Source organism: Nonomuraea composti (assembly GCF_012034275.1).
GTDB lineage: Bacteria > Actinomycetota > Actinomycetes > Streptosporangiales > Streptosporangiaceae > Nonomuraea > Nonomuraea composti.
Genome location: NZ_JAATEP010000076.1, coordinates 22,763 through 41,637, shown reverse-complemented (window position 1 = coordinate 41,637; position 18,875 = coordinate 22,763). Strand labels below are relative to the sequence as shown.

Here is an 18,875-nt window from a genome sequence, read left to right as displayed (position 1 = left end):
CTCAGCGCTCGATGAGCGTGACCTCCAGGGAGTAGTGCGAGGCCCGGTAGACGTGGGAGCCGTGCTCGACGGCCCGCCCCTGGTCGTCGTAGGTGGTGCGGATCATCGTCAGCAGCGGCGCCCCCCGCCGCTCCTCCAGCAGCCGGGCCTCGGCCTGGGTGGCGGCCCTGGCGCCGATGCGCTGGTTGGCCACGCGCATGCGGACCCCGGCGCCCCGCAGCAGCTCGTACAGGCCCCGGCCCTCCAGGTCGGCGGCCGTGAGCTGGGCCAGCCCCAGCGGGAGCCAGTTGTGCAGGACCGCCAGCGGCTCCCCGGCCGCGAAGCGGACGCGCTCCAGGTAGAGGATCTGCGAGCCCGGCTCCACGCCCAGGATGGCGGCGATCTCCTCCTCCACCGGGCGCGGCTCCAGCGCCAGCACCTGCGTGGCCGGCTCCTGGCCCGACCTGCGCAGGTCGTCGTAGAGGCTCGTCAGCTCCACCGAGCGCTTGACCTGCCCGTGCACGACCTGCGTGCCGACGCCGCGCTTGCGCACCAGCAGGCCCTTGTCCACGAGGTACTGGATGGCCTGGCGGATCGTGGGCCGCGACAGGCCCAGCTTGTCGGCCAGCAGGATCTCGTTGTCCAGCCGCGAGCCGGGGGCCAGGTCGCCGCGGCGGATCGCCTCCGCGATCTGCTCGGCCACCTGGAAGTAGAGCGGCACGGGACTGGACCGGTCCAGGTCGATGGCCAGGTTCGCGGTCATGCTGATCAGCTTAACCCAGGTCAGAATGTCCAGACAAACGAGCGTCATTCGGGACGGGTTCGTGCCGAACGGACCCCCGCGTACGCGCCCGCGCGGGTCCGTGGATGATGTCCGGATGACCAACCGCGCACGACTGCCCGCCGGGCTCATCGCGCTGACCCTCGGCAGCTTCGGGATCGGCCTGACCGAGTTCGTCATCGCCGGGCTGCTCCCGCAGGTGAGCCAGGACCTGAGGGTGTCGGAGGCGGCGGCGGGCCGGCTGATCTCCGGGTACGCGCTGAGCGTCGCCGTCGGCGCGATCGTGCTGACCGCCGCCACCGGCGGGTTGCCGCGCAAGCCGGTCCTCCTCGGCCTGGTGGCATTGTTCGTGGCGGGCAACCTGCTGTCCGCCGTCGCGACCGGCTACCCGATGGCGCTGCTCGGGCGGGTCGTCGCGGCCCTGTGTCACGGCTCGTTCTTCGGCATCGGCTCGCTGGTCGCGCGCAGCATGGTGGCGCCGGAGCGGGCGTCCGGAGCGGTGGCGGTGATGTTCGCGGGGCTGACGCTCGCGAACGTGCTCGGCGTGCCGTTCGGCGCCCTGGTGGGGGAGCGCTGGGGCTGGCGGGCGACGTTCTGGGCGATCACCGTGATCGGCGTGCTCGCGCTGGCCGCCATCGCGGCCCTGGTGCCGGGCTGGGCCGGCGCGGTCGATCGGGCGCATCCGTCGGCGGGCTCCGGGCTGGGCGGGCTGCGGGCCCAGGGGCACGCGTTCCGCTCCTGGCAGGTCTGGCTGACGCTGGCGGCGACCGCGCTCGGATACGGCGGCATGTTCGGGGCGTTCAGCTACATCGCCTACACCTTCACCCGCGTCACCGGCTTCTCCGGCGCCGACGTGGCCTGGCTGCTCGTCGTGTACGGCGCCGGCCTGGTGATCGGGAACCTGGCCGGCGGGCGGGCGGCGGACCTCGACCGGGACCGCACGCTGATCGTCTCTTTGGCGGGTCTGGCGCTGACGCTGCTGGCATTCGGGGCGCTGGCGGCGAGCCCGGTCGCGTCGGTGGTACTGGTCTTCCTGCTCGGCCTGTTCGGGTTCGCGAGCGTGCCCGGCATGATCACCCGCGTGACCGACCACGCGAACGGTGTGCCGCTGGCCGCCAGCGCCAACGTGTCGGCCTCCAACGTGGGCAACGCCCTCGGCGCCTGGCTCGGCGGGCTGGCCATCAGCGCCGGCCTCGGCTACACCGCGCCGCTGTACGTCGGCGCCGCCCTCGTCCTGGCCGCGCTCGCCGTGATGGTGGTCAGCGCGCGACGAGCGGCGGCAGCTCCGCCAGCGCCGTGATGGCGGTCAGCGTGCGACGAGCGGCGGCAGCTCCGCCAGCGACGTGATGCGGGGGAATCCGTCGGGCGGCGGCCCGGCGGTGAGGCGGTCCAGCCAGATCGAGCGCATCCCCGTGACGGCGGGCCCGGTCACGTCGTTGTCGAGGTCGTCGCCGACCAGCAGCACCTCGTGCGGCGGCAGGCCCAGCGCGGCGGCGGCGCCGGTGTAGCAGGCGGGGGCCGGTTTGAAGTGGCCGCCCAGGACCTCGCCCGTCAGCACCGGCCCCACCAGCCCGGCCAGCCCGATCGCGCGGACCTTCGCCTCCTGCATCGGCAGCGTGCCGTTGGTCAGCACCCCGATCGTGTATCCGCCCAGCTCGGCCAGCGCCCCGGCCGCGTCGGGGAACGCCGCCCAGTGCTCCCGGTACAGGGCGGCGAAGGCGTCGTAGGCGGCGTCGAGGTCGCCCGGCACGGGCAGGGCCAGCTCGTCGCACAGCGCGGCCAGCCGCAGCCGCCGCTGCTCCTGCACCGAGCACCGCCCCTCCTGCCACATCGCCAGGTACGGGGCCTCCAGCGCGGCCCAGATCGCCGCCGCCTCGCCGAGCCGCGGATGGCCGGGGAACCGCCGCGCCACCCAGGCCGTGACGGCGGCGTCGGCCGCGCCGCGATGGTCGAACAGGGTGCCGTCGAGGTCGAACAGGATGGCCTTGATCCGGGTCACGGGGTGGCCCCGCGCCGCTGCGGGCCGCCGATCCGGTTCACGGGGCGGCTTCCGCGCCGATGCGGGCCGCCGATCCGGTTCACGGGGCGGCTTCCGCGCCGATGCGGGCCGCCGTCTCCCGGGGCGGGTAGCCGAGCGTCAGGCCGCGCACCGACAGGGCGGCCTGCGCGAACAGCGCCTCGGCGTTCTCGGTGAGCACGTAGTCGAGCGCGGGGGAGCGGGAGCGGTGCGCCTCGAGCGCCTGCGCCTCACGCTCGGCCAGGTCCTTCGGCAGCGCCTCGCGGTAGTCGGCGATCAGCGCGTCGAGGTCGAACAGCTGCCCGTACCGCTCCGACGTGCCCGCCACCACCCGCACCAGCTCGCCGTCCAGTTGCGCCCGGTAGACGAGGTTCGTGCCGCCGCTCTTGGCGAACCAGCGCATCACCTCGTCGGCGGGCAGCGTGAACGCGCCGTACGGCTTGCGGCCGTACAGCAGCGCCTCGGCGATCCACCGGTCGCACCACAGCTCGTCGCGGTAGGGCGCCGGGGCGTGCGGATCGACGGCCAGGCCCTGCGCCAGCACCGGGTTCCAGGCCGACACCATGGGGCTGCTGAAGCGGGGCATGCGCGGGCCGCGCCAGTGGCTCAGCGCGTAGCCGTACCAGACGGTCACGACCTCGACCCTGCGCCTGGGCAGGGGACGCTCGTAGGTGCCGTTCATGATCTGGCCCCCGTCGGGGTGCCGCCATGGGCCGGGGGTGAGGCCGAGGTCTGTGGGGGCCGGAGGGGTCCGGTAGTCGGGATGGAGTATCCACGCGTCCGCCACAGTTTCTCTGCCTTTCGGATTGGCGTATGCATGACGTGTCTGACCACTAGAGTGGCCATCGTGCAACACCCGTCACTCGGTTTCAATAGACCAGGTGTAAACGCTGATATTTGTCATCGATGGTTGTGACAGACGTATGCAGTTAAGCGTTGTCGCGGCCCGGCTCTCCGCTCTGCGCGCCGCGGCCAGGCTGTCGATGAAGTCCGCGGCCGACGCCGCGGGGCTCAACACCTCCACGATCTTCCGCATCGAGCACGGGCTCGTGGCGCCGCGCGAGGCCACCGTGCGCACCCTGCTGGAGCTGTACGGGCAGGGCGAGCACACGGCCCGGCTGCTGTCGCTGCTGCGGGAGGAGCGGGTGCCGGGTTGGTACGACGCTCCCGGCGTGCCGCTGGCGCTGTCGGCGTTCCTGGAGATGGAGGACCAGGCGCAGATCATCTACACCTACTGCCCGTTGCAGATCCCGGCGCTGCTGCAGACCTCGGCCTACGCCCTGTCGGCCGCGCTGGCCGCGCTGCCCGCCGGGGCCACGTACGAGCAGGCCGCGGGCGCCGCCGAGCTGGTGGTGGTGCGGCAGCGGGTGCTCGACCGGCACCAGGGGCCGCACCTGTGGGCGGTGCTCGACCGGGCGGCGCTGACCGACCCGCCGCTGGGACGGCCGGAGGACCGGCTCGCCCAGCTCGACGCGCTCGCCAAGGCGGCCAGGCAGCCGCATCTGGCCGTGCAGGTGGCCCGGCCGGTCAGCGAGAGCGGCTACCTCTACCAGGGGCCGCCGTTCACGCTGCTGCGCTTCCCCGAGCGGGACCGGCCCGACGCGCTGGTGCTGCACCTGCTGCACGCGCCGGTCGTCATCGAGGACCGGCGGCGGGTCGAGGAGCACCAGCAGGCGTTCGCGCGGCTGTCGTTGTCGGCGCTGCCGGTGGAGTCCACCCCCGACGTGCTGAACGAAATCCGCACCACCCTGCCCTGCTGAGGCGCCCCCGTCGGCGCCGCCGTCGGTGTCGCCGGCGGGCCGCCCTGCCCTGGTGACCCCGCCCCCGTCAGTGTCGCCTTCAGCGTCGCCTTCAGTGTCGCCGATGGGTCACGTTGGCCTGCTGACCCGCCCCGTCAGTGTTGCTGGCGGAACTCGCCGGCGCGGCGCACGTGGTCGATCATGATGCGTTCGGCCGTGTCGGCGTCGCCTGACTCCAGGGCGGAAAGGATGCCCTCGTGCGCCTCCAGCTGGGCCTTGACCTGCGTCTCGTCGAGCCACAGTGACGCCTCGGCGGGCACGGGGAAGCTGTTGCGCACCGACCTGGCGTGCGCGCCCAGGAAGGCCGGGCCGCCGATGTCGACGATGCGCAGGTGGAAGCGCCTGCTCTGCTCGCCGAGCCGGTCGTGCCTGCCCCGCGCGGCGTCGTCGGCCATCGAGGCGTGCAGCTCGCGCAGCTCGGCCAGCTCGGACGCGGTGATGCGGGCCGCCGCCAGCCGTGCCCCCAGCCCCTCGACGACCGCGCGCACCCCGTAGTACTCGGCCAGCGCCTCGTCGCCCAGGTCCACCACGGTCGCGCCGTGGTGGGCCTCGTAGCTGATCAGCCGGTCCTTCTCCAGCCTGCGCAGCGCCTCGCGCACGGGCGTGACCGACACCCCCAGGCGCTTGGCCACCTCCCCGGCCCGCAGCGCCGTCCCTCCGGGGATCCGGCCGGTGCGGATCTCCTCCAGCAGCACGCTGTAGACGTAGTCGGCCTTGCTCATGGGCGGCCGGGGCTCGGTGGATGACATGTGCTCCAGTGTCTCGCAGAACGGGCTCGTCCTTGACCTATGACATATTTCTTATAAGTTACACACTTATGACGAGCCTCGAGGACCTCAAGGTCATCGACGCGGCGACGCTGTTCGCCGGTCCCTCCGCCGCCATGATGCTGGGCGACTTCGGCGCCGACGTGATCAAGATCGAGCACCCCCGCCGGGGCGACCCCTCGCGCGGGCACGGCGCCGCCGGCCTGTGGTGGAAGACACTGTCGCGCAACAAGCGCGCCGCCGCCGTGGACCTGTCGCACGCCGAGGGGCAGGAGATCCTGCGCCGCCTGGCCGAGCGGTCCGACGTGCTGATCGAGAACTTCCGCCCCGGCACCCTCGAACGCTGGAACCTCGACCCGCGGGACCTCCTGAAGCTCAACCCCCGCCTGATCGTGGCCAGGATGACCGGCTTCGGGCAGTTCGGGCCGATGGCCAAGCGGCCCGGCTTCGGCACCCTGGCCGAGGCCATGAGCGGGTTCGCCGCCATGACCGGGCAGCCCGACGGGCCGCCCACGCTGCCGCCGCTCGCCCTGGCCGACGGCATCGCGGGCCTGGCCATGTCGTATGCGATCATGGTCGCCCTGCACGCCCGCGAGCGGACCGGACGCGGCCAGGTCATCGACATGGCGATCATCGAGCCCATCATCGGCCTGCTCGGGCCGCAGATGAGCGGCTACAAGGCCCTCGGCATCGTCCAGCAGCGCACCGGCAACCGCTCCAGCAGCAACGCGCCGCGCAACACCTACCGCACCCGCGACGGCCGCTGGCTGGCCATCTCCACCAGCGCCCAGCCCATCGCCGAGCGCGTCGTCACCCTCGTCGGGCGGCCCGACCTCGTCGAGCAGCCGTGGTTCGCCAGCGGGCACGGCCGCGTGCAGCACGTGGACGAGCTGGACGAGGCCGTCGCCTCCTGGATCGCCGAACGCGACGCCGACGAGGTCATCGCCAGGTTCGAGGAGGTGCAGGCCGCCGTCGCGCCCATCTACGACGTCACCGACATCGCCGAGGACCCGCAGTACGCGGCGCTGAACACGTTCGTGGAGGTGCCGGACGACGAGTTCGGCACGCTCACCATGCAGAACGTCCTGTTCCGCCTGTCCGAGACGCCCGGCGGGATCCGCTGGACGGGCCGCCCCCTCGGCCGCGACACCGACGACGTGCTCGCCGAGCTCGACTACCCCGCCGAGCGGATCGCCGCCCTGCGCGCGGACGGGGTGATCGCGTGACCCCGCCCCCCGTGACCCCGCCCCCCGTGACCTGGCTGCCCGTGACCTGGCTGTACGTGCCCGGGGACCGGCCCGAGCGGTTCGCCAAGGCCGTGGCGTCCGGCGCCGACGTGGTCATCATCGACCTGGAGGACGCGGTCGCGCCCGCCAGGAAGGACGCGGCCAGGGAGAACGCGGTCGCCTACCTGCGCGACCGCCGAGCCACCCTTGGTCCTCAGACGCACGTGCGGGCCGACGCCCCGGGCCCTCAGGTGCACGTGCGGGTCAACGACCCGGCCACCGGGTGCGGGCGGGACGACCTGGCCGCCGTCGGGGAGCTCGCCGACGCCGTACGGCTGCCGAAGGTCGAGTCGGCGGCCGTGCTCGACGCGCTCACCGGCGCGCCCGCGTACGCGCTGCTGGAGTCCGCGGCGGGGATCGTCTCGGCCCGGCAGATCGCCGCGCACCCGCGCGTGGCCGGGGTGGCGCTTGGCGAGCAGGACCTCGCGGCCGAGCTGGCCATCACCGATGAGCAGGCCATGAACCACCTCAGGCTCCAGGTCGTCCTCGCCGCCGCCGCGGCCGGGCTGCCGCCGGTGCCCATGTCCGTCTACCCCGACGTCAAGGACGAGGCGGGGCTGCTGGCCTCGTGCCTGGCCGGGCGCGCGATCGGGCTGTTCGGCCGGACCGCGATCCACCCGCGCCAGATCCCCGTCATCAGGCGCGCCTTCCGGCCGACCGAGGAGGAGGCCGCCCGGGCCGCCGAGGTCGTCGCGGCGGCCGAGCGGGCCGAGCGGGCGGGCGTCGGCGCGGTCGCGCTGCCCGACGGCCGGTTCGTGGACGCCCCCATCGTGGCCAGGGCCCGCCGCACGGTGGAGCTGGCCCGCCGCCTCGCCGACCCGCCGCCTCGGCCCGCACCCGGTTCCGCCGGCCCGCCGCCCCCGTCGACGCCCGGTTCCGCCGACCCGCCCTGACCCGTACCCGGCTCCGCCGGGGCCAAGCCGCACACCCCCAGCACAACCCCCCATTGGAGGCCACTTCGCCATGGGAATCGCCGTATGGGCGCTCATCGCCTACATCGCCATCATCGTCGTCTGGAACGGCGTGCTGAAACGCAACATCGGTGAGGCGATGCTCATCGGTTTCGCCGGAGTGTGCCTCTTCGGCGGCACGAGCTTCTTCGAGCTGGCGTGGGCGGGCATCGCCGACGCCATGGCGGAGGAGGTCGTCTTCGCCGCCCTGGCGTTCGTCTTCATGGGCTACCTGCTCACCAGGCTGGGGCTGATCCAGGAGCAGGTCACCGTACTGAACTCGATCTTCGGCCGGCTGCGCGGCGGCGCCGGGTACGTCTCGACCTCCGCCGCCGCGCTGCTCGGCGGCCCCTCCGGGTCGGGCTCCGGCATCTCCGCGTCCGTCGGCTCCGTCACCATCCCGTGGATGATCCGCTCGAACTGGCGGCCCGACCTGGCCGCCTCGCTGGTGGCGGGCAACGCCGGCCTGGGCATCTCGATCCCGCCCAGCTCGTCGATGTTCCTGCTGCTCGGCTCGGCCGCCGTGGCGCCCGTGCTGACCGCCGACCAGCTCTTCGTGCCCGCCCTCATCGGCGGGTTGTGGACGGTGGCCTACCGGTTCGTCGTGGTGTTCCTGTGGGTGCGCCGGCACGGCATCGCCGCCACCGACGCGGCCGACCTCGTGCCGCTGCGCGCGGCGCTGCGGGCCGGGTGGACGTCGCTGCTGGTGTACGCGGGCATCCTCGTCCCGGTGCTGATGACGCTGGACTTCGGGGTGGCGCTGATGGAGTCGCGGGTCGGCGAGGCGGCCGGCGACATCAGCATCATCGTGTGGATCCCCGTGCTGACCGTGCTGGCCACGTTCGCCGTGGCGTGGAAGCGGCTGCCGCGCACCGGCCGCGCCTGGAGCGAGCTGCTCGGCGAGATGGCCCCCAGGTACGCCGTCATCGGCGCGACCTTGTTCTTCGCCTTCGCCGCCGCGGCCAGCCTGGGCGAGCTGGGCCTGGTGGACCAGCTCACCGCGATCCTGCGAGGGCTGGACGCGCCCGCCGTCGTCATCGCCACCATCGTCGGCCTGCTGCTGGTGATCATCGCCGCGCCGTTGACCGGCACCGCGACGATCGCCGCCGTCGGCGGGGTGGCCTTCAGCGCGCTGACCGCGGCCGGGGTCGCCCCGGCGGCCGCCGCCACCGCCATCATGATCTTCGCCTCGACCGAGGGGGCGTCGCCGCCGGGAGCGGCCCCGATCTACATCGCCAGCGGCATCGCCCAGGTGGACCCGGCCAGGACGTTCGGCCGGCTGATCCTGTGGTTCGTCATCCCGACCCTGGTCATCGGCGTGCTGGTCGCGACCGGCGTGCTGCCGATCTGAGAGGAGACCCCCTCATGAAGAGCCTCATCATGGTCCTGTTCAAGATCGGCCTGGTGCTGTTCCTCGCGCTCGGCGTCGCCGTCGTGCTGGTGCAGGCGGCCGGGCTCGTCGCGGGCAGCCCCGGCCTGGTCTCGGGCGCGGTGTCGGCGCTCGGCCTGGCGATGACCGTGTCGGCCGGGGTGACCGGGCTGCTCGGCTTCGTGATGTCGTACCTGTTCCACTGGAAGACCGGCGAGGACTGACCGCGCCTGCTCGTGCGTCTCCGGCCGCCCGCCCGCCTTCACCCGCGCGGTCGCCAGCGGGCGGCGAGCTCCTCGTCGCGCGGCTCGGGGCCGGGCAGGTCACGGCGGGCCGGGGGGACGCGCAGGGCGTCCATCATCAGCGTCAGATAGCGGTGGCGGAGCTGCGCGACCCGTTCCTCGTCGCCCAGCTTGATCGAGGCGAGCTGCTCGAACAGCAGCGCGATGTCGGCCGTCGTCACGTCGGGCCGCAGCACGCCCGCCGCGACCGCCCGCGCGTGCACCTCGGTGGCCAGGGACGAGGCCCTGGCCGCGAGCTTGCCCAGCTCCTCCGTCGGCGTGAACGTGCCCGCCAGCTTGATCGTCAGCGAGCTGGAGTCGGCGTCCACGATGCCGCGCAGGTAGCTCGCGAACGCCTCCCACGGGTCGCCGTCGTCGGCCAGCGACCGCTCGCTGACCTCGATGTAGAGCCGCAGCCCGTCACCGCACAGCTTCTGCAGCAGCGCCTCCTTGCTGGGGTAGCGGCGGTAGAGCGCGCTGATCCCGACGCCCGCCTTCTCGGCCACGGCCGCGATGGGGGCGCCGGGCTCGGCGGTGAAGACGGCCCGCGCCGCCTGGAGGATCAGCTCGTCGTTGCGTGCGGCCTGTGCCTTGCGGCCGCTCATGGGTGCGCTGCTCATCCTCCCAGTGTAAGGGAACGTAGGGTTCCGTTCTATAGTACCGCGCCGAATGGCTCCCCTCCATGATCGACGACTTCCTCACGGCCCGATCCCTCCTGCGGTTTCGGACGTGCCGTCGCTGGGCAATCGACCGGTCCGCCGCGTACGCTGCGCAGGGTCACGCGCCCTGCCGCCGATCACGCTCGCGGGAGGCGGCCCCGTGAGCCCCAGGGAGGGGACATGACGCAGCAGGAAGGGCAGCGCACCGTGCGGGTGCTGCTCTCGCCCGCGAACATCTGGCGGGTGGGCTTCGCCGTCGTCGCGGTCGTCGCCGTGGTGCTCTTCGCGCGGTTCGTGCTGGCCGACGCGGGCGGGCTGATCGTCGTGGTGGTGATGGCCTGGTTCGTCTCGCTGGCCATGGAGCCCGCCGTCGGCCGGTTAGCCAGGCACATGCGGCGCGGCGCGGCGGCGCTGCTGGTGATGGCGGCGTTCCTGATCGTCTCGGGGATCTTCCTGTTCCTGTTCGGGAGCCTGCTGGCGGAGCAGGTCGCCATCCTGGTGCGGGAGCTGCCCGACATCCTCACCGGAGCCGTCGCCTGGGTGAACGGGCAGTTCGGGACCAACTACCACGTCGGCGACATCCTCACCTCGCTCAACCTCACCCCGCAGCAAGCCGCCCAGTATGCCCAGGACGTGCTCGGCAACGTCCTCGGCGTGCTCGGCACCCTCACCGGCGCGATCGTCAACCTGTTCACGCTGCTCCTGCTGATCTTCTACCTGTCCGCCGACGGCCCCCGGCTGCGGCTGTGGCTCGCCCGGCTCCTGCCCGCGAACGTCCAGCGCGTCTTCCTCACCGTCTGGGACGTCTCCCTCGTCAAGACCGGCGGGTACGTCTGGGCCCGGCTCATCCTGGCCGCCGTCAACGCCACCGCCTCGGCCGTGGTGTTCCTGGTGATCGGCATGCCGTCCTGGCTCGCGCTCGGCCTGTGGACCGGGCTGATCGCGCAGTTCGTGCCCACCATCGGCACCTACATCTCCGTCGTGCTGCCCGTAGTGGTCGGCCTGGTCTCGCCGCGGCCGTGGATCGGGCTCGTCGCGCTCGGCTGGGGCGTGCTGTACCAGCAGGTGGAGAACCTGACGCTGGAGCCCCGGATCAGCGGCAGGTCGGTGGACATGCATCCCGGGGTGGCGTTCGCGGCGGTGATCCTGGGGGCGTCGCTGTTCGGGGCGGTGGGCGCGCTGCTGGCCGTGCCGGTGGTGGCCATGCTGCTGTCGATGATCGACACGTTCGTCACCCGGCAGGACCTGGTCGAGCCCGTGCCCACCAGCCAGCAGGCCGCCGCCCCGCCACCCGAACCGGCCCCTGAACCCGAGCCCGAACCGGTCCCCGAGCCTGAAGTCGAGCGCGGGCGGGGCGCGCCCGGCTGAGCGCGCGCCCGGGCGCCCGCCTCAACCCCGCCGGAACAGCCCGGACAGTACCCCCATCACCTGGCCCGTCCGGTAGAACAGGCGCGGCGGCACGTGCGGCAGCAGCGCCGAGTGCCGCGAGTTGAGCAGCGCGATCATCTCCCTGGGCGGCCGGTCGATGTAGCGCGGGACGTTCTCGTACCACCGCGAGCTGCGCCGCGCCGCCCGCTGGGCGGGCCGGATCGCGGCCATGCGCTCGCGCTCGTACCGGGTCAGGGCCGCCCCCAGGTCCGAGTCGGCATGCAGCGCGTCCACCAGGTACGCGGCGTCGCCCAGCGCCAGCGCGGTGCCGGCGCCGATCGAGTAGTGGGTGGTGTGCGCCGAGTCGCCCAGCAGGACGAGGTTCCCCCGGTGCCAGGTGCGGTTGGTCAGCGTGCGGAAGTGCAGCCAGTGCGCGGCGCCGCCCGCCTGCGTGCGCCCGATCAGCGGATGCCCGTCCAGCACCTCCGCGAACAGCTTCTCCAGGTGGGCGAGGCCGTCGGCCTCGTTCGCCACGTCGAGCCCCAGCGCGCGCCACGTGTCCGGCGCGCACTCCACGATGAACGTGCTGTGCTCCTCGCTGTACGGGTAGCCGTAGCACCAGATCCAGCCGTGCTCGGTCTCGACGAAGGCGAAGGTGAAGGAGTCGAAGACCTTGGTGGTGCCGAGCCAGACGTACGGGTTGGCCCCGACGGCCATCTCGGAGCCGAAGTGCTCGGCGTGCCGCTCGCGCAGCCGGCTGTTGACGCCGTCGCCGGCCACGACGAGGTCGGCGTCGGCCACGTCCTCCTCGCCGGAGATCTCGTGCTCGTACTCGACCCGCACGCCGAGGGATTCCGCCCGGTCGGACAGGATGCCGAGCAGCCGCCGCCGGCTGATGCCGTAGCCCTTGTCGCCGTGCCCGACCGTCACCGTGGCCCGCTCGTGCAGGTGCACGACCCAGCTGTCCCAGCGGGCCGAGGTGGCGCTGATCTCGCGGGCCGACTCGGGGTCGACGTCGTGCAGGTAGCCGAACAGCTCGTCCCAGTACGTCACGCCCCAGCCGTACGTCGAGCCGGCCGGGTTGCGCTCGTACACGGTGATGTCGTGAGCCGGGTCCACCCGTTTCATCAGGATCGAGAAGTACAGGCTGGCGGGCCCGCCGCCGACGCACGCGACCTTCACAACAGCTCCCCGCTATACGAAAAGTGAGCAATATATAACGGAGAGTAGCAGTCGGTGGTGTTGTGTCGGCGGAGGGTCACCGCCGTGTCGGCTAATGCCGGGCGAGGCGCTGGAGCTGGCCCTGGTGCACGTCGCTCACCCACTCCCAGCCGGGCCTGGCCGACGGGCCGATCCGCGGATCGTCGGGGGTGCGGCCGTCACGCAGGGCGAGCACGTACGCGCGGTCCCGGTCGATCCGCGCGCGCACCTCGTCGGCGCCGCCGGGCGAGCCGTGGCCGGGGACGACGACCTCGACGCCGCCCGCCACGCCCTCCAGCAGCCGCAGCGCGTCGAGGTAGTCCCCGATCGGGTCGGCGGCGCCGTTCAGGTCGAGCATCGGCACCAGGACGTCCGACAACATGTCGCCGGCGACGAGCACCCCGCGTTCCTCGATGAGCAGCGCCGCGTGGCCGGGCGCGTGCGCCCGATGCTCGATGATCCGGGCGCGCGGGCCGTCCCACGGCACCTGTGCCGCGCCGGCCGGCAGGGCCGTGACGAGGCCGAGCAGGTCCAGCGGGACCTGCCCCGCGATCTCCGTCTCCATCAGGTGCTCGGCGACGCGGTCCGTCGCCTCCGGGCCGGAGAGCTGATCCCGGACGGTGGCCGCGCAGCTCGCCGTGCCGTAACGCGGGGCCGGGCCGAGGCGGGGGTGCCAGAGCAGGTGATCCCAGTCGGGATGCGTCGAGAAGCCCGCCGCCACGCTCTGGCCCGCGCCGGCCAGGTCGTCCGCCAGGCAGGTCAGCTCGTGCTCCTGGATGCCGGGGTCGACGAGCAGCACGCCGGAGCGGCCGTGCACGACGACGGTGTTGCTCTGGACGAACGCGCTCTGGTGGACCAGCACGCCCTCCGCGACCTGCGCCAGCATGGGGTTCCTTCCGCTTCGCGGTGCGTCACCGCTCTGCCGCGACCGTAGTGACCGGCGGCAGCGGCCGCAAGGGAGACGCAGGAGCACCGGGGTCAGGGGGGGACACCGTGGCGCGGACCAGGCGGCACAGGCCGGCGGGCCGCAGCCCGGCCGCGCGCCGCCACAGCGCGGGATCGACGCAGTCGGCCTGCCGGACGTGCTCCACCACCTCCATGTGTACCTCCAAGCGGCGCGGGCCGTGACCTGGGCGCGGGTGCCGAAGAGAACGACGTGGTCGCCGTGCCCGCGGTGGCGTGCGCACCTCGGCACATGCGGAGGAAGACGGCGATCGTGGTGCTGCTCGGACTGCTGCCGGCGAGCGGCTGGCCTGACGGCGGCAGGCGCCGCCCGGGGCGCTCCGAGCCCCGGGCGGCGCGCAGGCACGCACGTGTCGGATCGGGCGCCTCGCATGCACGCCCGCAGTGGATCAGGCGGGCCGCATGCGAGGCGGTGCGGGGTCCTGAGGCGGTTTCAGCTGGTGGGGCGGTGCACCTCCAGGCGTACCCTGGCCAGCCAGGCGCCCCAGCCGTCCTCAGGGCGGCTGTCCGCGAGGCGCAGATAGAACGTGCGGCCCTCACCCAGGTCGACGGTGCGGGGCTGCCGGTTGGACAGGTCGCGGACGTTCGCGTCCTCGCGCAGCACCGTCCGCCAGGTCCGGTTGTCGGGGGAGACCTGGACGAGGAACTGGTTGCCGACGTCCAGCGTCACCGAGGCGCCGCTCGTCCCGGCCGGCAGCTCGAAGCGGTAGATCGCCTGGCGGTCGCCGTCGGTGAAGCGGGCGCGCCCGTCGTGGACCTCGCCGTCGAGCTGCGAGCCGCCCTCGTCGAACAGCCACGGCTCCTCGGCGGCGGTGCCGGGCGTGAACTCCACGACGTCGCCGACCACGGTGACCGTCACCCGCCCGAGCGTCGTGCCCAGGCCGGAGACCGCCGCCAGCCGTACGGGATGGCTGCCGGAAGCCGCCGTCGCCGGCACCGTCACCCGGAACGGCACCACCTGCGACGCGCCCGCCGCGAGCGGCCCGAACGCGGCGGAGCCCGGCTCGACGGCCCAGCCCTGCGGCCCGGCCGCCGTGAGCTGCCCCGAGGCCGGGCGGCGTGCGGCGTCGCCGGTCGCGTGGTTGGTCACGGTCACCGGCACCGTCACGGTCTCCCCGGGCGCCGCGAACACCCCCGCCGCGTCGAGGACCAGCGGCGACGTCTCCGGCGGGGCGGGCGCGAGCAGCTCGATCTCCGCCAGCGACGCCGGTGACGCCTGTGACGCCGAGGACCCCGCCGACGCCGGTGACGCTGACGAGCCCGCTGACGCCGATCCTGGTGACGCCGGCGAGCCGGTGCCCGTGAACGTGAGCCGGTAGTGCGCGTACGCGCCCGGCTTCGCCACCTTGAACGGCCGCGTCTGCAGTCGCCACGCGAAGCTCTCGCCGGCCCGCTCGTCGAGCACCCGCCACGACACGCCGTCGGCGGAGCCCTCCAGCACCCATCCGGCCGGGTCCTGGCCTTCCTGCGCGCCCGACGTGAGCGTGTAGAAGGTCACGCGCCGTTCGGCGGGCAGGTCGTAACGCACCCATGCGGGCAGCGCCGCCCGGGTGGCCGAGGTGTCGTCGAACAGCGCGGCCACGTCGGCGCCGCCCGCCCCGGACGCCGTGCCCCGGCCGGGGCCGGTGACGTCGCGCAGCGGCGCGGGGACGCGGGAGTCGCGGGTGATGGAGGGCGGCGCGGCGTCCTCGCCGGTGCCCCACCGCGACGGCTTCGGCCCCATCTCGAAGACCAGCTCGCCGCCCTTGGCGAGCAGGTCGTGCGGCAGGTACGTCTTGCCGTACGGCCGCCCATTCACCTTGAGCCCCTGCACGTAGACGTTGCGCGGGCTGTTGCCCGGTGCCCTGATGACGAGCTTCCTGCCGTTCTCCAGCCGCACCGTCACCTTCTCGAACAGCGGCGAGCCGATCGCGTAGTACGGGCTGCCCATCTGCAGCGGGTAGAAGCCGAGCGCGCCGAACACCTGCCAGGCCGACATCTCCCCGTTGTCCTCGTCGCCGGGGTAGCCCTGGCCGATCTCGCTGCCGAGGTACAGCCGCGACAGCGCCTCGCGCACCTTGGCCTGCGTCTTCCACGGCTGTCCCGCGTAGTCGTACATGTAGGCGATGTGGTGGGAGGGCTGGTTGCTGTGCCCGTACTGGCCCATGCGCACGTCCCTGGCCTCGCGCATCTCGTGGATGAGGCCGCCGTACGAGCCGGGGAAGGCGGCCGTCTCCTGATCGGCGAAGAACGCGTCGAGTTTGCCGGCCAGCTTGTCGGTGCCGCCGTACAGGTTGGCCAGGCCGCGCCCGTCGTGCGGGACGTGGAAGGCCATGTTCCAGCCGTTCGTCTCGGTGTAGTCGAACCCCCACACCCGGGGGTCGTAGGCGCCGGGTTTGCGGCGGAACGACCCGTCGGCGTTCCTGCCCTGGAAGAAGCCCACGGCCGGGTCGAACAGGTGCACGTAGTTCAGCGCCCGGTCGCGGAAGTACTCGTGCTCCTCCAGGTAGCGGGCCCGCGCCGGGCCGGTGGCGCGGGCGGCCAGGGCCTTGGCCAGGTTCGCGATGCCGAAGTCGTTGATGGAGCCGTCCATCGCCCACGACATGGCCTCGCCGGTGGACTGGATGCTCGTGTACCCGAGGAAGGCGGAGGTGGCCAGGCCCTTGCGGCCGACGTTCTGGCTGGGCGGGACGACGGTGGCGTTCTTGAGCGCGGCGGCGTAGGCGGCCTCGGCGTCGAACCCCGTCACGCCCTTCAGGGAGGCGTCGGCGAAGGCCACGTCGGAGCTGGTGCCCACCATGAGGTCGGCGTACCCCGGCGACGACCAGCGCGCGATCCAGCCGCCGTCCCGGTACTGCTGCACGAACCCGGCCGCCAGCTCGCCCGCCGTTCCCGGCGTGAGCAGCGCGTACGCGGGCCACGTCGTCCGGTAGGTGTCCCAGAAGCCGTTGTTGACGTACACCTTCCCGTCCACCACCCGCGCGCCCGTCTCGGTGGGAGTGCTGGGCGGGGTGCTGGTGGCCGACTGGACGGCGTGCCGGTACACCGGCGCGTCGGCGGTGCCGGTGTTCTCGAAGCCGGAGTTCGGATACAGGAACAGCCGGTACAGGTTGGAGTAGAGCGTGACGAGCTGGTCCTGGCTCGCGCCCTCGACCTCGATGACGCCCAGCTTGGCGTCCCAGGCGCGCCGCGCCCGCTCGCTGACCGACTCCAGCGTGTCGCTGGCGGCGATCTCCAGCTCCAGGTTCTTCCTCGCCTGCGCGACGCTGATCAGCGAGGACGCGATGCGCATGCTCACCGCACGGCCGGGGCCCGCGTCGAAGGAGAGGTAGCCGAGCACGTTGTCGCGGCCCTGCCCGGCCAGCTTGCCGCCGCCGGTGACCGGGCGGTCGAAGACGGCGTAGAAGAACATCCGGGTGGCGCCCGTGGACAGGTCGCTGCGCACGTCGGAGTAGCCGGTGACGACCCCGGCGGCGACGTCGAGCGTCAGGCCGCCACGGTTGTCGACGTTGTCGAAGATCAGCTTCGCCTCGGGGCCGGGGAAGGTGAAGCGGGCCAGCGCCGCGTGGTCCGACGGGGCGATCTCGGTCGTGATCCCGTTGTCGAACGTGACCGCGTACAGGTGCGGGCGCGCCACCTCGCGCTCGTGCCGGAACGGCAGCGCCCGTGCCGTGCGCGACGGGTCCGGGACGCCCTCGGCCGCCGAGGGCATGAACTGGAAGGTCTGCCGGTCGCCCATCCACGGGCTCGTCTCATGGCTGGCGGTGAACGCCTGGATCTCCGGCAGGTTCGCGGCGTTGTTGGCGCGGTGGTACTCGTACAGCCAGCTCGTCGAGCCCGCGTTCGTCATCGGCGTCCAGAAATTGAAGCCGTGCGGGAGCGCGGTGGCCGGGAAGTTGTTGCCCCGGGAGAAGCCGCCGGTGGAGTGCGTCCCCCGCGTGGTCACCACATATTCTGACGGGTGGCGGCTCTGGTGGTGCGCGGGGCGCGCCTCGTACGGCTGCCGCCTGCGCTCCGAGACGATCCTGATGTCGTCCACCCAGCCCCGGAACCCCGCCATCCCCGCCGGGCTGTCGTAGGCCACCAGGACGCGGACGATCCGCTTGCCCCTGGCGACCCTGCCCAGCTCGGCGCGCTTGAAGTTCCACTGGTCGGCGTACAGGGTCTTGGATTCGCCCTGCTCCTTCGGCGCCAGCCGGACGCCGTGCTGGTCCACGGCCTTCAGGTCGCTGAGGTAGGTGCCGTCGTCGAAGGCCAGGTCCACCGACACGTACGTGCTGGGGTAGCGCAGGTCGCCGGCGGTGAGCTCGGGGAAGACGAGGTACGACAGCTCCGTGCCGGCCGTCACCGGCACGTCCACCTCGAACACCTTGTTGAGCGAGCGGCCGCCGCCGGCGGAGGTGGTGCCGCCCGCGTACCTCAAGGCGCGCAGCCCGGTGAAGCCGGCGCGCGGCTTGGACGTGAACCCGCGCGTCGGGCCCGCGCCCACCTCGGTGCGCATGGGGATGGGCGGCCTGGAACCGCTGCTGCCGTCCGACAGCTCCCACTCGGCGAGCTGCAGGGTGGAGCCGCCGCCGATGCGGGTGACGGCCAGCCGGTAGCGGGCGTAGGCCATGGTGTTGGCGAAGCGGTACTCCTTGCGCTGGTGGCGGGCGGTGAACGTCTCGCCGGTGCGGGTGTCGAGCGTGGTCCACTCCCGGCCGTCCTGGGAGCCCTGCAGCTCCCAGTCGCGCGGGTCGCGCTCGGGCGCGTCGCCGGCGGAGGTCAGCGCGTAGTGCGTGACCGCGACGGGCTCGGACAGGTCGTACTGGGCCCAGCCGGTGGCGGCGAACACCAGCCACTTGGTGGTGGCGTCGGTGTCGGCGAGGTTCTCCGCCACCTCGCCCGCGGCCGCGTACTCGCCGCTGGCCCGCACCTGGGCGATCCTGTCGGCGATGCCGCCCTCGATGCCGCCGGGCAGGACGCCGGTGATGTTCCTGGACTTCTCGGCCGTGTTGGTCCACGTCGGCTGCGGGTCGCCGTCCTCGAAGGAGGTGGCGAACGCGGCGCCTTCCGCCCTGGCCAGGCTCTGGCCGTCGCGGGCGGCCCGGCGCGCCTCGGCGGCGGGCGGGGCCGGCTCGGCGGCGGCCGCGTCGGGCGGCGGGCTGGAGGACGGACCCGGGGAGGGGGTGCCCGAAGGGCCTGGGTTCGGAATGGGATCAGGACCTTTCCGTGCGGTGAGCGCGGCGGTGGCGGGCGCCGCCAGGGCGAGGGTGAGGAGGGGAGCTAAGACTGCTGTCAGGACGGATCGCTTCATCGGGACCTTTCCGCAGGTCAGCACGCCGGTAGGACTTGATCTGACAACGTTGTCAACCCCGATCTGGTACGAAAGTTTCAAACGGGGGCCGCCATGTCAAGACAGCGCTGTCATGGAGCGCTTCGGCGATTCGCTCCGGTATGCGGGTACTCGGTCGCCGAGGGGCTGTCCCAGGCCGCCA

The 18,875-nt window shown here is 73.0% G+C and carries 16 protein-coding genes; 7 read left to right on the top strand and 9 right to left on the bottom strand.

What is annotated here, in order from left to right; genetic code table 11:
• Window position 1: 1 nt before the first annotated feature.
• On the bottom strand, window positions 2-742 hold the full coding sequence (locus HCN51_RS52395) for a GntR family transcriptional regulator (protein ID WP_168020875.1): 741 nt from the start codon (window positions 740-742) through the stop codon (window positions 2-4).
• A 115-nt stretch (window positions 743-857) separates the two neighbouring features.
• Between HCN51_RS52395 and HCN51_RS52390 the strand changes: the two genes are divergently transcribed.
• Window positions 858-2,060 carry an MFS transporter gene (locus HCN51_RS52390; protein ID WP_240974153.1) on the top strand — a complete coding sequence of 401 codons (1,203 nt, stop codon included), beginning with the start codon at window positions 858-860 and terminating at the stop codon, window positions 2,058-2,060.
• 6 nt (window positions 2,061-2,066) lie between these two features.
• Here the strand turns inward: HCN51_RS52390 and HCN51_RS52385 are convergent, their stop codons facing one another.
• The gene (locus tag HCN51_RS52385) at window positions 2,067-2,759 is read right to left on the bottom strand and encodes an HAD-IA family hydrolase (protein WP_168020873.1); all 693 of its coding nucleotides are present in this window, start codon (window positions 2,757-2,759) and stop codon (window positions 2,067-2,069) included.
• A gap of 79 nt (window positions 2,760-2,838) precedes the next feature.
• A complete protein-coding gene (locus tag HCN51_RS52380) occupies window positions 2,839-3,459 on the bottom strand; it encodes a hypothetical protein (protein WP_168020871.1) in 621 nt (206 codons plus the stop codon).
• A gap of 241 nt (window positions 3,460-3,700) precedes the next feature.
• Here HCN51_RS52380 and HCN51_RS52375 point away from each other — a divergent pair, with 241 nt between their 5' ends.
• The gene (locus HCN51_RS52375) at window positions 3,701-4,537 is read left to right on the top strand and encodes a DUF5753 domain-containing protein (RefSeq protein WP_168020856.1); all 837 of its coding nucleotides are present in this window, start codon (window positions 3,701-3,703) and stop codon (window positions 4,535-4,537) included.
• Between the two features lie 134 nt (window positions 4,538-4,671).
• Here HCN51_RS52375 and HCN51_RS52370 read toward each other — a convergent pair whose 3' ends face one another.
• On the bottom strand, window positions 4,672-5,325 hold the full coding sequence (locus tag HCN51_RS52370) for a GntR family transcriptional regulator (RefSeq protein ID WP_240974152.1): 654 nt from the start codon (window positions 5,323-5,325) through the stop codon (window positions 4,672-4,674).
• Between the two features lie 68 nt (window positions 5,326-5,393).
• Here HCN51_RS52370 and HCN51_RS52365 point away from each other — a divergent pair, with 68 nt between their 5' ends.
• The 4 genes from HCN51_RS52365 to HCN51_RS52350 all read left to right on the top strand — a co-directional run bounded on the left by HCN51_RS52365 (window position 5,394) and on the right by HCN51_RS52350 (window position 9,172).
• Window positions 5,394-6,569 (top strand): CaiB/BaiF CoA transferase family protein, encoded by a 1,176-nt coding sequence (locus tag HCN51_RS52365; protein WP_168020854.1) that lies wholly within the window; start codon window positions 5,394-5,396, stop codon window positions 6,567-6,569.
• Entirely contained in the window at window positions 6,566-7,522 is a 957-nt protein-coding gene (locus tag HCN51_RS52360; protein ID WP_346434127.1) for an HpcH/HpaI aldolase/citrate lyase family protein, read from the top strand. The genes HCN51_RS52365 and HCN51_RS52360 overlap by 4 nt, the downstream gene beginning before the upstream one ends.
• A gap of 70 nt (window positions 7,523-7,592) precedes the next feature.
• On the top strand, window positions 7,593-8,930 hold the full coding sequence (locus tag HCN51_RS52355) for a TRAP transporter large permease subunit (protein ID WP_168020852.1): 1,338 nt from the start codon (window positions 7,593-7,595) through the stop codon (window positions 8,928-8,930).
• Window positions 8,931-8,944: 14 nt separating this feature from the next.
• Window positions 8,945-9,172 (top strand): hypothetical protein, encoded by a 228-nt coding sequence (locus tag HCN51_RS52350; protein WP_080037316.1) that lies wholly within the window; start codon window positions 8,945-8,947, stop codon window positions 9,170-9,172.
• Between the two features lie 38 nt (window positions 9,173-9,210).
• On the opposite strand, the gene HCN51_RS52345 is transcribed toward HCN51_RS52350, so the two are convergent.
• A complete protein-coding gene (locus HCN51_RS52345; RefSeq protein WP_240974151.1) occupies window positions 9,211-9,849 on the bottom strand; it encodes a TetR/AcrR family transcriptional regulator in 639 nt (212 codons plus the stop codon).
• A 219-nt stretch (window positions 9,850-10,068) separates the two neighbouring features.
• Between HCN51_RS52345 and HCN51_RS52340 the strand changes: the two genes are divergently transcribed.
• The gene (locus HCN51_RS52340) at window positions 10,069-11,256 is read left to right on the top strand and encodes an AI-2E family transporter (RefSeq protein ID WP_206068933.1); all 1,188 of its coding nucleotides are present in this window, start codon (window positions 10,069-10,071) and stop codon (window positions 11,254-11,256) included.
• A 21-nt stretch (window positions 11,257-11,277) separates the two neighbouring features.
• Here HCN51_RS52340 and HCN51_RS52335 read toward each other — a convergent pair whose 3' ends face one another.
• The 4 genes from HCN51_RS52335 to HCN51_RS52320 form a co-directional block, all read right to left on the bottom strand.
• Complete coding sequence (locus HCN51_RS52335) at window positions 11,278-12,438, bottom strand: FAD-dependent monooxygenase (RefSeq protein ID WP_346434126.1); 1,161 nt, start codon at window positions 12,436-12,438, stop codon at window positions 11,278-11,280.
• A 91-nt stretch (window positions 12,439-12,529) separates the two neighbouring features.
• A complete protein-coding gene (locus tag HCN51_RS52330) occupies window positions 12,530-13,342 on the bottom strand; it encodes an MBL fold metallo-hydrolase (RefSeq protein ID WP_168020811.1) in 813 nt (270 codons plus the stop codon).
• Between the two features lie 25 nt (window positions 13,343-13,367).
• Window positions 13,368-13,556, bottom strand: coding sequence for a hypothetical protein (locus HCN51_RS52325; RefSeq protein WP_168020809.1), 189 nt, complete (start codon window positions 13,554-13,556; stop codon window positions 13,368-13,370).
• A gap of 296 nt (window positions 13,557-13,852) precedes the next feature.
• The gene (locus HCN51_RS52320; protein WP_168020807.1) at window positions 13,853-18,694 is read right to left on the bottom strand and encodes a GH92 family glycosyl hydrolase; all 4,842 of its coding nucleotides are present in this window, start codon (window positions 18,692-18,694) and stop codon (window positions 13,853-13,855) included.
• Between the last annotated feature and the right edge of the window lie 181 nt (window positions 18,695-18,875).

Bases quoted from the DNA above. Each gene is read 5' to 3' on its own strand.
- HCN51_RS52320 (WP_168020807.1), bottom strand. From the start codon at position 18,694: ATGAAGCGATCCGTCCTGACAGCAGTCTTAGCTCCCCTCCTCACCCTC.
- HCN51_RS52340 (WP_206068933.1), top strand. From the start codon at position 10,069: ATGACGCAGCAGGAAGGGCAGCGCACCGTGCGGGTGCTGCTCTCGCCC.
- HCN51_RS52350 (WP_080037316.1), top strand. From the start codon at position 8,945: ATGAAGAGCCTCATCATGGTCCTGTTCAAGATCGGCCTGGTGCTGTTC.
- HCN51_RS52390 (WP_240974153.1), top strand. From the start codon at position 858: ATGACCAACCGCGCACGACTGCCCGCCGGGCTCATCGCGCTGACCCTC.
- HCN51_RS52395 (WP_168020875.1), bottom strand. From the start codon at position 742: ATGACCGCGAACCTGGCCATCGACCTGGACCGGTCCAGTCCCGTGCCG.
- HCN51_RS52355 (WP_168020852.1), top strand. From the start codon at position 7,593: ATGGGAATCGCCGTATGGGCGCTCATCGCCTACATCGCCATCATCGTC.
- HCN51_RS52330 (WP_168020811.1), bottom strand. From the start codon at position 13,342: ATGCTGGCGCAGGTCGCGGAGGGCGTGCTGGTCCACCAGAGCGCGTTC.
- HCN51_RS52325 (WP_168020809.1), bottom strand. From the start codon at position 13,556: ATGGAGGTGGTGGAGCACGTCCGGCAGGCCGACTGCGTCGATCCCGCG.
- HCN51_RS52365 (WP_168020854.1), top strand. From the start codon at position 5,394: ATGACGAGCCTCGAGGACCTCAAGGTCATCGACGCGGCGACGCTGTTC.
- HCN51_RS52345 (WP_240974151.1), bottom strand. From the start codon at position 9,849: ATGAGCAGCGCACCCATGAGCGGCCGCAAGGCACAGGCCGCACGCAAC.
- HCN51_RS52380 (WP_168020871.1), bottom strand. From the start codon at position 3,459: ATGAACGGCACCTACGAGCGTCCCCTGCCCAGGCGCAGGGTCGAGGTC.
- HCN51_RS52375 (WP_168020856.1), top strand. From the start codon at position 3,701: ATGCAGTTAAGCGTTGTCGCGGCCCGGCTCTCCGCTCTGCGCGCCGCG.
- HCN51_RS52370 (WP_240974152.1), bottom strand. From the start codon at position 5,325: ATGTCATCCACCGAGCCCCGGCCGCCCATGAGCAAGGCCGACTACGTC.